General features: G+C 56.1%; 11 protein-coding genes and 1 rRNA gene. 10 read left to right on the top strand and 2 right to left on the bottom strand.

Annotation, left to right across the window (positions count from 1 at the left end):
- Positions 1–34 precede the first annotated feature (34 nt).
- Entirely contained in the window at positions 35–877 is an 843-nt protein-coding gene (locus BCM02_RS32695; RefSeq protein WP_148933331.1) for a hypothetical protein, read from the bottom strand.
- 395 nt (positions 878–1,272) lie between these two features.
- Here BCM02_RS32695 and BCM02_RS32690 point away from each other — a divergent pair, with 395 nt between their 5' ends.
- From BCM02_RS32690 to BCM02_RS32655, 8 genes are all read left to right on the top strand, one after another.
- Entirely contained in the window at positions 1,273–2,037 is a 765-nt protein-coding gene (locus tag BCM02_RS32690; RefSeq protein ID WP_148933330.1) for an SDR family oxidoreductase, read from the top strand.
- A gap of 203 nt (positions 2,038–2,240) precedes the next feature.
- On the top strand, positions 2,241–2,984 hold the full coding sequence (locus BCM02_RS32685; protein ID WP_148933329.1) for a sulfite exporter TauE/SafE family protein: 744 nt from the start codon (positions 2,241–2,243) through the stop codon (positions 2,982–2,984).
- Between the two features lie 90 nt (positions 2,985–3,074).
- Entirely contained in the window at positions 3,075–3,362 is a 288-nt protein-coding gene (gene gatC / locus BCM02_RS32680) for an Asp-tRNA(Asn)/Glu-tRNA(Gln) amidotransferase subunit GatC (RefSeq protein ID WP_148933328.1), read from the top strand.
- Between the two features lie 78 nt (positions 3,363–3,440).
- Complete coding sequence (gene gatA, locus BCM02_RS32675; protein ID WP_148933327.1) at positions 3,441–4,898, top strand: Asp-tRNA(Asn)/Glu-tRNA(Gln) amidotransferase subunit GatA; 1,458 nt, start codon at positions 3,441–3,443, stop codon at positions 4,896–4,898.
- Positions 4,899–5,030: 132 nt separating this feature from the next.
- Entirely contained in the window at positions 5,031–6,473 is a 1,443-nt protein-coding gene (gatB, locus tag BCM02_RS32670) for an Asp-tRNA(Asn)/Glu-tRNA(Gln) amidotransferase subunit GatB (RefSeq protein WP_148933326.1), read from the top strand.
- Positions 6,474–7,126: 653 nt separating this feature from the next.
- On the top strand, positions 7,127–9,052 hold the full coding sequence (locus tag BCM02_RS32665) for a DUF4097 family beta strand repeat-containing protein (RefSeq protein WP_148933325.1): 1,926 nt from the start codon (positions 7,127–7,129) through the stop codon (positions 9,050–9,052).
- A gap of 73 nt (positions 9,053–9,125) precedes the next feature.
- Complete coding sequence (perR, locus tag BCM02_RS32660; protein WP_148933324.1) at positions 9,126–9,557, top strand: peroxide-responsive transcriptional repressor PerR; 432 nt, start codon at positions 9,126–9,128, stop codon at positions 9,555–9,557.
- Positions 9,558–9,689: 132 nt separating this feature from the next.
- Positions 9,690–11,423, top strand: coding sequence for a glycosyl hydrolase family 18 protein (locus BCM02_RS32655; RefSeq protein ID WP_148933389.1), 1,734 nt, complete (start codon positions 9,690–9,692; stop codon positions 11,421–11,423).
- A 201-nt stretch (positions 11,424–11,624) separates the two neighbouring features.
- Here BCM02_RS32655 and BCM02_RS32650 read toward each other — a convergent pair whose 3' ends face one another.
- Positions 11,625–11,981, bottom strand: coding sequence for a YgzB family protein (locus BCM02_RS32650; RefSeq protein ID WP_148933323.1), 357 nt, complete (start codon positions 11,979–11,981; stop codon positions 11,625–11,627).
- 141 nt (positions 11,982–12,122) lie between these two features.
- Between BCM02_RS32650 and BCM02_RS32645 the strand changes: the two genes are divergently transcribed.
- Together BCM02_RS32645 and BCM02_RS32640 are read left to right on the top strand one after the other, a co-directional pair.
- Positions 12,123–12,995: a nucleotidyltransferase-like protein gene (locus BCM02_RS32645; RefSeq protein ID WP_246183660.1), complete on the top strand. Its 873-nt coding sequence runs from the start codon at positions 12,123–12,125 to the stop codon at positions 12,993–12,995.
- A 283-nt stretch (positions 12,996–13,278) separates the two neighbouring features.
- Positions 13,279–13,449, top strand: a 16S ribosomal RNA gene (locus BCM02_RS32640); the annotation flags it as partial.

The raw sequence follows: 13,449 nt of genomic DNA, 5'->3' as shown, positions 1-13,449 counted from the left end.
TTTGTTTATGCTGTCGTGTTTAGGCCAAAAGCGCTTAAGCCGATGTGCCGGTCGTCGAAGTCGTCGTGCCGCTTTGGCCGCTGGTCGTTCCCGATGGCGCTTGGCCTTTGTCTCCGCGAGGCCCGCCGTGGCCGCGTCCGCCGCCGAAGCCTTTGCCCGCGAATTCGCCGTTCACGATGCTTGTCGCCATTTCGGCGGATTTGGCCTTTTGCCCAGTCGCTTGCTCGCTCGTCAACTTGCCGTCCGTCACGGCTTGGTCGATTTGCGCGTCGATGGCCGCCTGGACTTTCGTAATGATCGTCGCAGCGTCGACGCCTTTCTCGGTCGCGAGCGCCGCGATCGTTTTGCCGGCTGCGAGCTGTTCTTTCAGCGCATCCTCGGTCAGGCCGAGCGCCGTTGCCACCGTGGCGAGCTGGTTGCCGCCGAAGCCGTGGCCGAACGCTTTACCGCCTTCTGGCATCGTCTGCTTGCTCGAGATGTACGTATCGAGGTTCGACGTGAAGTTCGACTTCTCTTCCGCTTGACGCGCTTCGAATGCGGAAGTAAGCGCCGCTTTCAGCTGTTCTTCGGTGACGCCCTGAGCAGTCGCGATTTCGGCAAGCGTGCTGCCTGCGGCGAGCTTTTCCTGCAGCGCCGCGCGGTCAAGCTTAAGCAGCGCGAGCACCTCGTCGGAGACGAATTTCGCCCCGCCGAAACCGCCTTTGCCGCCGCGTCCTTCATGGCCAGGCTTCGCGGCCGTGGCAGCCGTCGTGCCGGATACGCTCGTTTTCGCGTCGGTCGACGTCGTCGTTGTCGTGCTTGTAGCGGCATAGGCGCTGAGCGGGATCATCACGGCGAGAGCGGCGGTCATACCTACGGTTTTCATGTACTTGTTCATATTGAATTCCTCCTAGGCAGTCTGGTTTTTGTTATCGTCATCGTCGGCGTTGTTCGTGTTGCTCGTCCTTACAAGACTCATTATGGCCGCCTAACCTTAAGTCAAAGTGAACGCAACCTAAGGGAAAGGTGAATGTTAGCTGAGCGTTTGCTGAATAGCGATAGACTCGTTTACCGGCCGAATCATCCATGCTTGTCCCCCAAAAGCCGCGTCTTTTCCCTCATCTAAGGGATGGCCCGCTTCGACCCCTTGCCTTGGCTGCCTTCACGTACAATCATAACCGCGCTTCTTTTTGCTCATGAGCACCGCCGTGCTCCCCGAATGGGAGAGCAACTTTTCGAAATCCGTCTCATGGTACAACTGGAGATGAGAACAAGAAGAGGAGATGAAGGCGGATGAAAAATTTGCAAGGGAAGACGGCGCTCGTGACGGGCGCAAGCCGGGGAATCGGGCGTGCCATCGCGATACGGCTGGCGAAGGAAGGCGCGCTCGTAGCGGTTCATTACGGACGGGGAAGCGATGCGGCCGAGGAGGTCGTTCGCGAAATAACCCGGGAAGGCGGGACGGCTTTCGCGGTGGGGGCCGAGCTCGGCGCATTGGATGGCGTCGGGCGGCTATACGAGCAGTTGGATGACGCGTTGCGCGCCGGAACGGGGGACGCGAAGTTGGATATCCTCGTTAATAACGCCGGCGTGGGATTAGTAGCGAACATCGAGGACACGACGGAGCGTCAATTCGACGAGGTGGTCGGCTTGAATGTGAAAGCGCCGTTCTTTCTCGTTCAGCAAGCGCTGCCCAGACTCCGGAATAACGGCCGAATCATTAACCTGTCCTCTGCCGTCACGCGAATCTCGCTACCGGTTATTCCGGCGTACAGCATGACGAAAGGCGCGATCAACGCGCTGACGCTCTCGCTCGCGACCCAGCTTGCGGCGCGCGGCATTACGATTAACGCGATTCAGCCCGGCTTCGTCGCGACCGACATGAACGCGTCGATGCTGAATGACCCGGATGGCAGAGCGGCAGGGGCGAATTATTCGATTTTCGGCAGATGGGGCGAACCGGCTGATATCGCGGACATCGCGGCATTTTTGGCTTCGCCGGACAGCAGATGGATTACCGGCCAATGCATCGATGCGAGCGGAGGTACCCATCTGTAACGTTTTCTGTATGGAATCGCATAGGAGCGTAGATAGGAGTTTGGCTTTCAAGCCAGGCTCCTTTATTTATTCGTCATCCTCGGAAGAACAACCTTATTTTTATACCCGGCATGCTTGAATTCAAGATTGAAGAGACTAGTTAACCGGTTTAAGATTTTTATATTATTGTATGACCTCGTCAATCTAAAGGAGAATCGTTCATCATGGAAGCTTCGTTGTACTGGCTATTGATCACGTTTCTGATTACGGCCGCGGCTGGCATCGCGCAAGGGTTGACGGGCTTCGGGTTTGCGCTCATAGCGATGCCCCTGCTGGGCGCTTCGCTCGGCATGAAGTCCGCGGTCGTCGTCGTCGTGATTTTAAGCTTGCTCACGAATATTGCGATTTTAGCGCCGGTCCGCCGGCATGTGCAATTAGGCGGCATGTGGCTGCTCATCGGCTCGAGCTTTGCCGCCGTGCCGCTCGGCGCTTGGTTGCTTGCCGTCGCGCCTGCCGCCGTTTTGAAGCTGGCCGCGGGCTTGCTCGTCTGCGCCTTCGCGATCATTCAGCTGCGCGGCGCTTCATTTCCGATCCGCGGCACCAGGCTGTCCTATCCGCTGACGGGCGCGCTCAGCGGCGTGCTGAACGGGAGCATTTCGCTCAGCGGCCCGCCGGTCGCGCTGTTTCTATCCGCCAGCGGCATGGACAAAATGCGTTTCCGGGCGAATCTGACGTTCTTCGCGCTAGCCCTCAACATCGTCACGGTGGCGGTTTACTTCGGCCAAGGCCTGCTGACGGTCGAAGTGCTTCGCGGCTGCCTCGCCGGCATACCGGGGATGCTCGCGGGCGTCGTAATCGGCATATCGCTAGCGGGCAAAGTTGCGGAATCCGCGTTCAAACGGCTTGTCCTCCTATTCTTGACCTGCTCCGGAATGTGGACGTTAATCTCGGGCTTGATGACGCTTTAACGACCCTAAATTCGTTGAGTTTGCACGGACCATTACGCTATAATATGAAGAATGCGAGCATAAAGGCTGGAAAGGGAGGGGCATTAGCCCATGAGCATTACGCTGAAAGACGTTGAGCATGTTGCCAAATTAGCGCGGCTGGAGCTGACGGAGCAGGAGAAAGAGCAGTTCACCGGTCAGTTGAACGCGATTTTGAAATATGCGGAGAAGCTGAACCAGCTGGATACGGAAGGCATCGAACCGACGAGCCACGTGCTTCCGGTGACGAACGTCATGCGCGAAGACGAGAATCGCGAATCCGTGTCGAACGAGACCGCGCTGAAGAACGCGCCGGACGAAGAGGACGGGCAGTTCAAAGTACCGGCCGTATTGGAATAGCACGGCATCAAGATGCGGAAGAAGACGCGGCGTGCGGCTAGTGCGGCATGCGGCGATTGCTGAAGGGAGGAACGACTGTTGGCTTTATTCGATATGCGCCTGCAGGAAGTACATAACAAGCTGGTCGGCAAAGAGCTGACCGTAGCGGATTTGGTGGACGCTTCGTTCAACCGGATCGGGCAGACGGACGAGGCGGTCCGGGCATTTCTCACTTTAAATGAAGAAGGAGCGCGCGCTTCCGCGGTCGAGTTGGACAAGCAACTGGCAGCCGGCGGCGAGCGCGGCTTGTTGTTCGGCTTGCCCGCGGGCTTGAAGGACAACATGGTGACGGAAGGGCTCCTGACGACGTGCGCGAGCCAATTCTTGCGCAACTATGACCCGATTTACGACGGAACGGCGGTCAAGAAACTCAAGGCCGCGCAGTCCGTCCTTATTGGCAAATTGAACATGGACGAGTTCGCGATGGGCGGCTCGAACGAGAACTCCAGCTATTATCCGACGCGTAACCCGTGGAATACCGACTATGTGCCTGGCGGCTCCAGCGGCGGTTCGGCCGCGGCGGTAGCGGCGGGACAAGTTTATTTCTCGCTCGGTTCCGACACCGGCGGTTCGATTCGCCAGCCTGCCGCGTACTGTGGCGTTGTCGGTCTCAAGCCGACGTACGGCCTCGTATCGCGCTTCGGTCTCGTGGCGTTCGCGTCGTCGCTCGACCAGATCGGTCCGATCACGAAGAACGTCGAAGATTCCGCCTACGTACTGCAAGCGATTGCCGGATATGATCATATGGACTCGACCTCGGCGAACGTGGAGATTCCCGATTACACGTCGGCCCTTACAGGAGACGTGAAAGGACTTCGCATCGGCGTGCCGAAGGAATACATCGGCCAAGGCGTCGATCCGAAAGTGAAAGAAGCGGTACTCGCCGCGCTAAAAGTATACGAGAGCCTTGGCGCGACTTGGGAAGAAGTGTCGCTGCCGCATACGGAGTACGCGGTGGCCGCTTACTACATCCTGGCGTCCTCCGAAGCTTCCTCGAACCTGGCCCGTTTTGACGGCGTGCGTTACGGCGTGCGCGCGGACAATCCGGACAATCTGATCGATATGTACCGCAAATCCCGCAGCCAGGGCTTCGGCGCGGAAGTGAAGCGTCGGATCATGCTTGGGACGTACGCGCTCAGCTCCGGTTATTACGACGCCTATTATTTGAAGGCGCAGAAGGTTCGGACGCTCATCAAGCAAGACTTCGACCAGGTGTTCGAGAAGTTCGACCTCATCATCGGCCCGACCGCGCCGACGCCGGCCTTCCGGATCGGCGAACAAGTCGGCGACCCGCTCACGATGTATTTGAACGATATCGTGACGATTCCGGTCAGCCTGGCGGGCGTGCCGGCGATCAGCGTGCCATGCGGTTTCGCGGACGGTCTGCCGATCGGTCTGCAAATCATCGGCAAGGCGTTCGACGAGCGGACCGTGCTCCGCGCGGCCCACGCCTACGAGCAGTATACCGATCACCATCAACAACGCCCGCAGCTGTAGGCGCGGGATGACCTGTCAGCTTCGACGAACCCGTTCGCCCGCGCAGCTCATGCGTGCCGACCGGCCGAGCGTGCCGCGAACGGAATTCGGGTTTTTCGAAGCCGAGCTTGAAGGAAGCGGAGGGCTATTAGCATGTTTGAAGCGAACAAATACGAAACGGTAGTCGGGCTTGAAGTCCACGTTGAACTCCATACGAAGAGCAAAATCTTCTGCGGCTGTTCCACGTCCTTCGGCGCCCCGCCGAATACCCATACATGTCCGATTTGTTTGGGCCATCCGGGCGTCCTGCCCGTGCTGAACAAACAGGCCGTCGAATACGCGATGAAAGCGGCAATGGCGCTCAACTGTACCGTTGCCGACGTCAGCAAATTCGATCGCAAGAACTATTTTTATCCGGATTCGCCGAAGGCGTACCAGATCTCCCAATATGACCAGCCGATTGGCGAGAACGGCTACATCGATATCGAAGTCAACGGCCAGACGAAGCGCATCGGCATTACGCGGCTGCATCTGGAGGAAGACGCGGGCAAGCTGTCGCATGTCGACGGCGGTTACGCCTCCCTCGTAGACTTTAACCGCGTCGGCACGCCGCTCGTCGAGATCGTATCCGAGCCGGACATCCGCACGCCGGAGGAAGCGAAAGCTTACCTCGAGAAGCTGCGCGCGATCATGCTGTATTGCGACGTGTCCGACGTGAAGATGGAAGAAGGGTCCATGCGCTGCGACGCCAACATTTCATTGCGTCCGTACGGGCAGGAGAAATTCGGCATCCGCGCCGAGCTGAAGAACATGAACTCGTTCCGCGGCGTCGTGCGCGGCCTAGAGTACGAGCAGATGCGCCAAGCCGACATTTTGGACGGCGGCGGCGTAGTCGTGCAGGAGACGCGCCGCTTTGACGATACCCAAGGCAAGACGTTCTCGATGCGCGGCAAAGAAGAAGCGCACGATTACCGTTATTTCCCGGACCCGGATCTGGTCGTCATGCACATCGACGCCGAGTGGAAAGAGCGCGTACGCGCGTCGATTCCCGAGCTGCCGGGTGCGCGCAAAGCCCGGTATACGAGCGATTACGGCTTGCCGGCCTACGATGCGGAAGTCATTACGACGTCCAAGAAGCTGGCCGATTTCTTCGAAGAGAGCCTTCAGTACACGAAGGATGCCAAGCAGGTATCGAACTGGATCATGGGCGAGCTGCTCGGTTACCTGAACGCGAACAACCTGGAGCTGGATGATGTCAAAATCACCGGTCAAGGGCTCGGCGAGATGATCGGGCTGCTGGAGAAGGGGACGATCAACGGCAAGATCGCCAAGACGGTGTTCAAGTCGATGCTCGAGTCCGGCAAGCTGCCGCAGCAGATCGTCGAAGAGCAAGGACTTGTCCAAATCAGCGACGAGGGCGCGGTCAAGGCGATCGTCGACGAGATCGTAGGAGCGAATCCGCAATCGGTCGCCGACTTCAAGGCGGGTAAAGACAAGGCGATCGGCTTCCTGGTCGGCCAAGTCATGAAGGCGTCCAAGGGCAAGGCGAATCCCGCGCTGGCGAACAAACTGCTGCTGGAACGTCTGAGCCAATAACCGGCCGAGTACGACCAGATAAGGAATCTTCCGTTCACCGCCATCGGGCGGAACGGGAGATTCCTTTTTGTCGTATAGAGTACCGAAACCGAGCAGCCGATCAAAGACTCCAATCCACTCTAGCCTGCAGGCCGGAACCCAAGCGCGAGACGTTCAATTTCCTACAAACCTGGATGTCTAAAGCCGATTGCCCTTTACCTTTCCCAGAGCACCGGCATGAGCCTCCTTCGTTTTTAAGATCAGCCGCATTAGCAACGACCAAGTCGTACACCGCGGCCAAGCCGCTTATGAACTGCTCGCGTTACTTGGAATCGGCGGCATGCCGTCGATTGAAGGCATTGCCCGGGTGGTAAGGAAGTCTCGTATACCGAGCGCTTCTACCTGCCGCGATTTCGATTTTGGTGTGGTACAATAAGGACAACTTTGTTAATACAAGCGTTTATATATTTCACGCCTATAACTGATCTTGTATTTCTCGATCGCCGAATGCTGCATTCACAATCCTCGGATTGCGAACGCAAACCAATCCGCTTATCCGGTACGCAACGCGTCTCGCCGCGAAAGACGGCGATAGCCGGTTCGCCTTGGGCGTAAGCAACTTTGGAGTCAATTCATCATGGCGATGAGCGCACGTTGTCGGAGGGGGAACGCAGATGGAACGGATCTCGAGACGCAAGGCGGCGCTGGCCGTGCTCGCGGCGTTTGTTTGCCCGGGAGCCGGTCATCTGCTGCTCGGGCTGCATATGAATGGCTTGCTCCTGCTGGCCGGAACGTTGGCCGATATCCTGGCCATGATTCATTTCGCCGACTTGGCGGGCGGACGCTTCGCGCTGCTGCTCGTCTACTTGGGATTGGCGGTGCCCGCATTTTGGTTTTATAGCGTTTTCGGTACCCTTCAGGAGGCGTCCAGGCAGAACCACGCCGCCGATGTTTCGTCCGTTCGGTCCGGAACCTTGGCCTTGGTGCTTCAGGGGGCCGCGATCGCGCTGCTCGGCGCGGTCATGCTCGTATTTCTGGCGCCGCCGAAATGGCTTGCCGAGTTGCTGGAGGATAACGGCAATGATCTGACGGGAATCGGGTTGATCATTATCGCGCTCAACTATGCGTTTAGGAGGAGGGGGACGATGCTGCGGACGGGACGAATCACGGCTGCGCTGCTTATTCTGACGGTCGGCGGACTGCTTTTATCGGATCAAATGGCGGGGCGCAACGACATTGCGCTGCTTGGCCGTTGGTGGCCGGCCGCCTTTGTGCTGCTTGGAGTCGAGGTGATCGTGTATAGTCTCGCATATCGCAAGAAGGAGGAACGGTTGCCCTTTGATCTCGGAGGGAGCTTCATGGCGGCCGTCATCGCGGTTACCGCTTTTTCGGTCACGCAATATGCGGCCATGCCGTTCAAGTGGCTCGATCAATGGAACGTCAACATGCCGGGGGCCGCGAGCCTGTCGGAGGAGAACGGCTTCAAATACGACAAGGAGAAGCTGGAGATTCCGCTAGGTGCCGACATGGAGTCGATTTCGATCAATAACCCGAACGGTTCCGTCACCGTCCTTAAGGGAGAGGCGGCGAATATGACGATCGAAACGATCGTATGGATCGATGCCGCGAATAAACAAGAAGCCGATGAGGCGGCGGCAGCATCCGTCGTGGAGATCGGCGGCGAGAAGAAGATCGCCATCGAAGCGAAGGGGAAAGCGTACGGCGCGGACGGCAGCCGTTTGCCGCGGATGAACGTGACCGTCACCGTCCCGGCGGATTCGCACTTTTCCAAAATCCCGGTCGTCGACAACGAGATTGCCGGGGCGGAAGAAAGTGAAACTTTACCTCCGGCCGATTCGTCAGAAGCAATAGGCGCGAATGAAGACGCACGGAGCGACGACGAGGCGAACGGTTCCCCTGCCGACAGCCCGGCCACGCTTACCGATGCGAATGACGCGAAGGACGAAGCACCCGAACAGCCTCAAGCCAAATTGACCATTACGGCAGGCAACGGAGCGATACGGGCAGAAGGACTTTTCCTCCCGGGCGGCCTCGCCATCCAGGGAACCAACGGCGAAATCCAGGTTTCCCGAATCGTGGGGAGCGTCGACATTAAGACGAAGAACGGCGCCATCACGGTCGATCAGATTGCGGGAGACGCGAACCTGGAGGTCGCGAACGGCGATATCTCGGCGAGACAAATGGAAGGCAAAGCGGATGTGACGACGTCGAGCGGAAGCATCAGGCTGGAGGATATCCGGGGCGAGGCGGAAGTGGAGACCAAGAACGGTCAAATCACGGTCGCCGAAGCCGCTTCCGGCCTTAGGGTCGACACGTTGAACGGCGAGATCGACATTCGCAGCAGCGTGGTGGGCGGGGACTGGAACATCGACAGCTCGATCGGCGACATCCGTCTCTACGTTCCGGAGACCGGCGGATTCTCCGTCAACGGATCAGTGACGTTCGGGACGATTACGACCGATCTGCCGCTGGAGATCGGGAAGAAGACGGTCCGAGGTTCCGTCGGCGACGACCTATACCGCATTGATATCGACGCGAACAGCAGCATCGCCATCAACCGTTATCTTCCATCGAATTGACGCGTCCGTTCATTGACAAAACGAAAAGTCTGCACGTACAATGGTTCTATCGAAGCAGAAAGGCGTGAAGGGCATGGGTGCGACCGTAGAACAAGCACTTGAACAATTGAAAAGCACCGGCGTACGAATGACTCCTCAGCGTCATGCTATTCTGAGCTTCTTGATGGATTCGATGATACATCCGACAGCAGATGAAATTTACAAAGCGTTGTCCCCGGCTTTCCCAAGCATGAGCGTGGCGACTATTTATAACAATTTAAGGCTGTTCGTCGAAGCAGGTCTTGTCCGAGAGCTCACGTATGGCGACGATTCAAGCCGTTTTGACGCTGATTTGTCCGACCATTATCATGCGATTTGCCGCCAGTGCGGCACGATCGTCGATTTTGATTATCCATCGCTGACGGATGTCGAGAAGACGGCATCCAAGGAAACCGGATTTAAGGTGGAAGGACATCGTATGGAGATTTACGGTCTTTGCGGAGACTGCGCGAAGCCGCATTCGTAAGGAACGGCAAGAGAATAGGCTCGCGATGGAAGCGTGCAGGGGGTACAAGGCAAGCGCCTTAACTTCTGCGCGTTTTTTATTTTGTTGCGAGCGGGACAAGCATACGGATAAGAGGAGCGGAAAGGTTTGGATATGCAGACGGTTCAAGTCAGGCCGAGGCGAAGGAAGCCCGGCGGTTTAGTTCGAACGCTGTTGCGGTTGGTCTTCTTTTTCTTGCTCGGGGTCGTTTTGTTTGGCCTCTATTGGTTATTTATCCCGAATACGAAGATGGAGAAGCCGCAATATGGAGCGACGCATCCAATTATGGTGGCTGGCACAATAGCAAGCGGAGGCGCCGTCATCGAAGGAGAGACGATCAAACTTCCCTTGGCGGTATTGAAGGAATCGGCGGGGCTCGAGAACGAAATTTGGTACGAAGAAGCGACCGGTTCCATCGTCCTCACGAGCGCGCATCAAGTGCTTCGGCTGAAGACGGATTTATTGACGGCTACGTTGAACAGCAAGCCCTATGAATTAAGAGAAGCCGCGGAAGTCATAGATGGAGAGGTGTATTTGCCTTCGACGCCGCTTGCGGAATTGTACGGCATCCACGTCGAGACGGGGAATGGTACGGGGATCGTGACGATCATTCCTACCGGGGAGTCTGTTCAGCGCGCGAAGACGACGGCGGATACGGCCCTTCGGTCGTCGCCGACGATCCGGGCTACGATTTACGAGAAGCTGCCGTCCGACGCCGAAGTGCGGATTTGGGAGGAAGCGACGAATCCCGAATGGTATACGGTTCAGGCGCAGAGCGGGACGATCGGCTATTTGCCCAAGGACAAGCTAAGCTTGACCGAGATCGAGCAAGTGAAGCAGCCGGCCGTGGAATCGCCTTTTATCGCATGGAAGGTGATGGGCAGCAAAATCAACATGACCTGGGAAGGCGTTTACGCGAAGAAGACCGATGTGTCGGCGATCGGCTCGTTGAATGGCGTGAACGTCGTCAGTCCCACCTGGTTCGAGCTTATTGACGGAACCGGCAAAATTCGCAGCAAAGCGGACAAAGCCTACGTCGATTGGGCGGCCAAACGGAAAACCCAGGTTTGGGCGCTGTTCAGCAACGGTTTCGAGCCGAAAAGGACTACCCAGGCGCTGGCTACCGCGCAGACCAGATTTAATATGATCCGGCAACTGGTCGCTTATGCGCAAATTTATCGTCTGCAGGGAATCAATATCGATTTCGAGAATGTCGAGACGGCGGATAAAGCGAACCTCGTTCAATTTGTGCGCGAGCTGACGCCGATTCTTCATGAGCAGGGGCTTGTGGTGTCCATCGACGTGACGCCGAAGTCGAACAGCGAAATGTGGTCCGCGTTCCTGGATCGCCCGGCTCTGGCCGAAAGCGTGGATTTCATGATGCTGATGGCGTACGATGAGCATTGGGCTTCGAGTCCCAAAGCCGGATCGGTCGCATCGCTCCCGTGGACGGAGAAGTCGGTTTTACGCTTGTTGGAAGAGGACCGGGTTCCGCCGAGTAAACTAATTCTCGGTATGCCGCTTTATGCCCGAGTATGGACGGAAGCCAATCAGGCGGGCGGCAAGACAAAGGTAAGCTCGAAAGCGCTCGGAATGCAGGCGATCGACAAGCTGATCGCCGAACGCAAGCTTACACCGGTGTTCGATGCGCGGGCTGGGCAGAATTATGTCGAATATACCGAAGACGGTGCTAAGAAACGGATTTGGATCGAAGACGAAGTATCCATACAATCGCGAGTCGCGCTTGTGCGCAAATACGGTTTGGCTGGCGTGGCCACCTGGCAGCGTTCGTTCCAGAATGAGCAGATTTGGGGAGTTATCGATCAAGCATTGCAACAAAAGCCCTAATACCTAATTCAAAACGCCTCTCCGCGGGTAATACCCGTTGGAGAGGCGTTTTATTCAAAATACAAGAATTTATCAGTTTCACGCTTAATAAAACAACTTGGATTTCTCGATTGCTGAACGCAAACCAATCCGCTTATCCGGAATGAAACGCGCCCCGCCATCAATGACCGCGAGGCCGTTTCACCTGGTATAGCTATGTAGTTAGGCTTTCTCCGTAATCCCTTCGTCCAGGTCGGTAGCTTCGTTCGGATCAAGCGTCAGCTTTGTTTTGCAGTACATACAACGGTCGGTTTTTCCTAGAATTTTCGTGTGGCGGTTGCATTCCGGGCAAATCAGGATTACGGCGCTCGTCGAGAGCATGCCTGCCCAGAAGTAGACTCCGACGCTGAGCAGCATGGCGATCATGCCGATGACCATGAAGACGCCGGCGAACCATTTGCCGGCTTGTCCCCAGAATACGATGCCGGAAGTACCGAGAATCATAAGACCCATGCCGAATAGCGTGAACAGCAATCCCCAAAGCCGGAACTCGTTGATTTTACTGGATTTAAAAAACATAAAGGTGTCCTTTCTGACGGTCCCGAATCGATTTCTTGCGATTCTAGGCAGGAAACCGGGCGGACATTGTCGAACATTTAGTACACTGCGAAATCATTATAGCTTAAACTGCACTCTGAAGCTATACGGGGGATTGTTGTTGTGGACCTGAGAGCGTATTTTCAACAGAAGTTCGAAGAAGAAGAAGGCGTAGTGGCCGTCGCTGTCGTTGAAAATCCTTATCCATACAGTCCGTTAATCGACGGATTGGATGTCATGATGCTCGTTGTTTCGTCACAATGCGACCTTCATCGCCAAACGGAACATGTGCGCATGGATGACAAGCATATTCTAATTCGGCGCATTAGTCCGTCAACACTAGAGCAATGGATCGCCGGCGGGGAAACCCGCAGCATGATACAATGGCTCGTTCGGGGGGAAATCCTGATGGACCGAGACAACTATTTGCTTCATATTAGGCAGCGGGTGCTCGCGTTTCCGGTAGAGATGAGGGAAAGCAAGCAAATCGTCGAGTTCGGCTGCTTTATGCGCAAGTACTATCAAGCCAAGCAGGAGCTGCAGGACGACAATCTGATGGATTCGTACAGCAACGTGCTGGCCGCGCTCCATCATTGGGCGCATATCGTCTTGATCGAAGCGGGGATTCATCCCGAGCTGACGGTGTGGAAGCAGACCCGGAGGTTTAACCCGGGTATTTATAAACTTTACGAGCAATTAACCAGCAGCAACGAGACGATGGAACAACGTATTCAGTTGGTGCTGCTTGCGTGCGAATTCTCGATTATGAGTCTCATGAAGTCTTGCTGCAAAATGCTCTTCGACGTCATGGCCGAGCGGGAGGAACCGTGGAGCATGATGGAGCTACAGCTGCACCCAAGCTTAGAGGGGCTTCAACTTGATTTATCGCTCCTCATTCAGAAGCTCGTCAAGCGCGGATATATAGACGAAGTTGCCGTAATACCGGTTTCCGGAGATGCGGATGCCATAGAGCTATGTTACCGCAATGTGATATGATCCGACGAAGAACGCAGAAGATGCGTTCTTTTTTTGTCGAATTCACTTGACGCAGGTATGTGCGTGTGATAAATTACTCACTATCGCCTCGAGCAAATCTGCTTCGAAGCGACACGGCAAAAAAAGAAAATAAAAAAGTGCTTGCGTTGAGATGGGCGGCTGTGATATATTATAAAAGTCGCCGCTGAGAGATGCGGTACGAAAAACAAACAAACTTGTTCCTTGAAAACTGAACAATGAGCGATATATGTCAACGTAAGAAATGAGCTATACAAGCACTTCTTTTATGGAGAGTTTGATCCTGGCTCAGGACGAACGCTGGCGGCGTGCCTAATACATGCAAGTCGAGCGGATCTTATCCTTCGGGGTAAGGTTAGCGGCGGACGGGTGAGTAACACGTAGGTAACCTGCCTGTAAGACCGGGATAACATTCGGAAACGAATGCTAATACCGG

Source organism: Paenibacillus methanolicus, from assembly GCF_008124765.1.
Taxonomy (GTDB): Bacteria; Bacillota; Bacilli; order Paenibacillales; family Paenibacillaceae; genus Paenibacillus_Z; species Paenibacillus_Z methanolicus.
The sequence above is the reverse complement of the archived record's forward strand: the minus strand, read 5'-3'. Positions and strand labels throughout refer to the sequence as shown.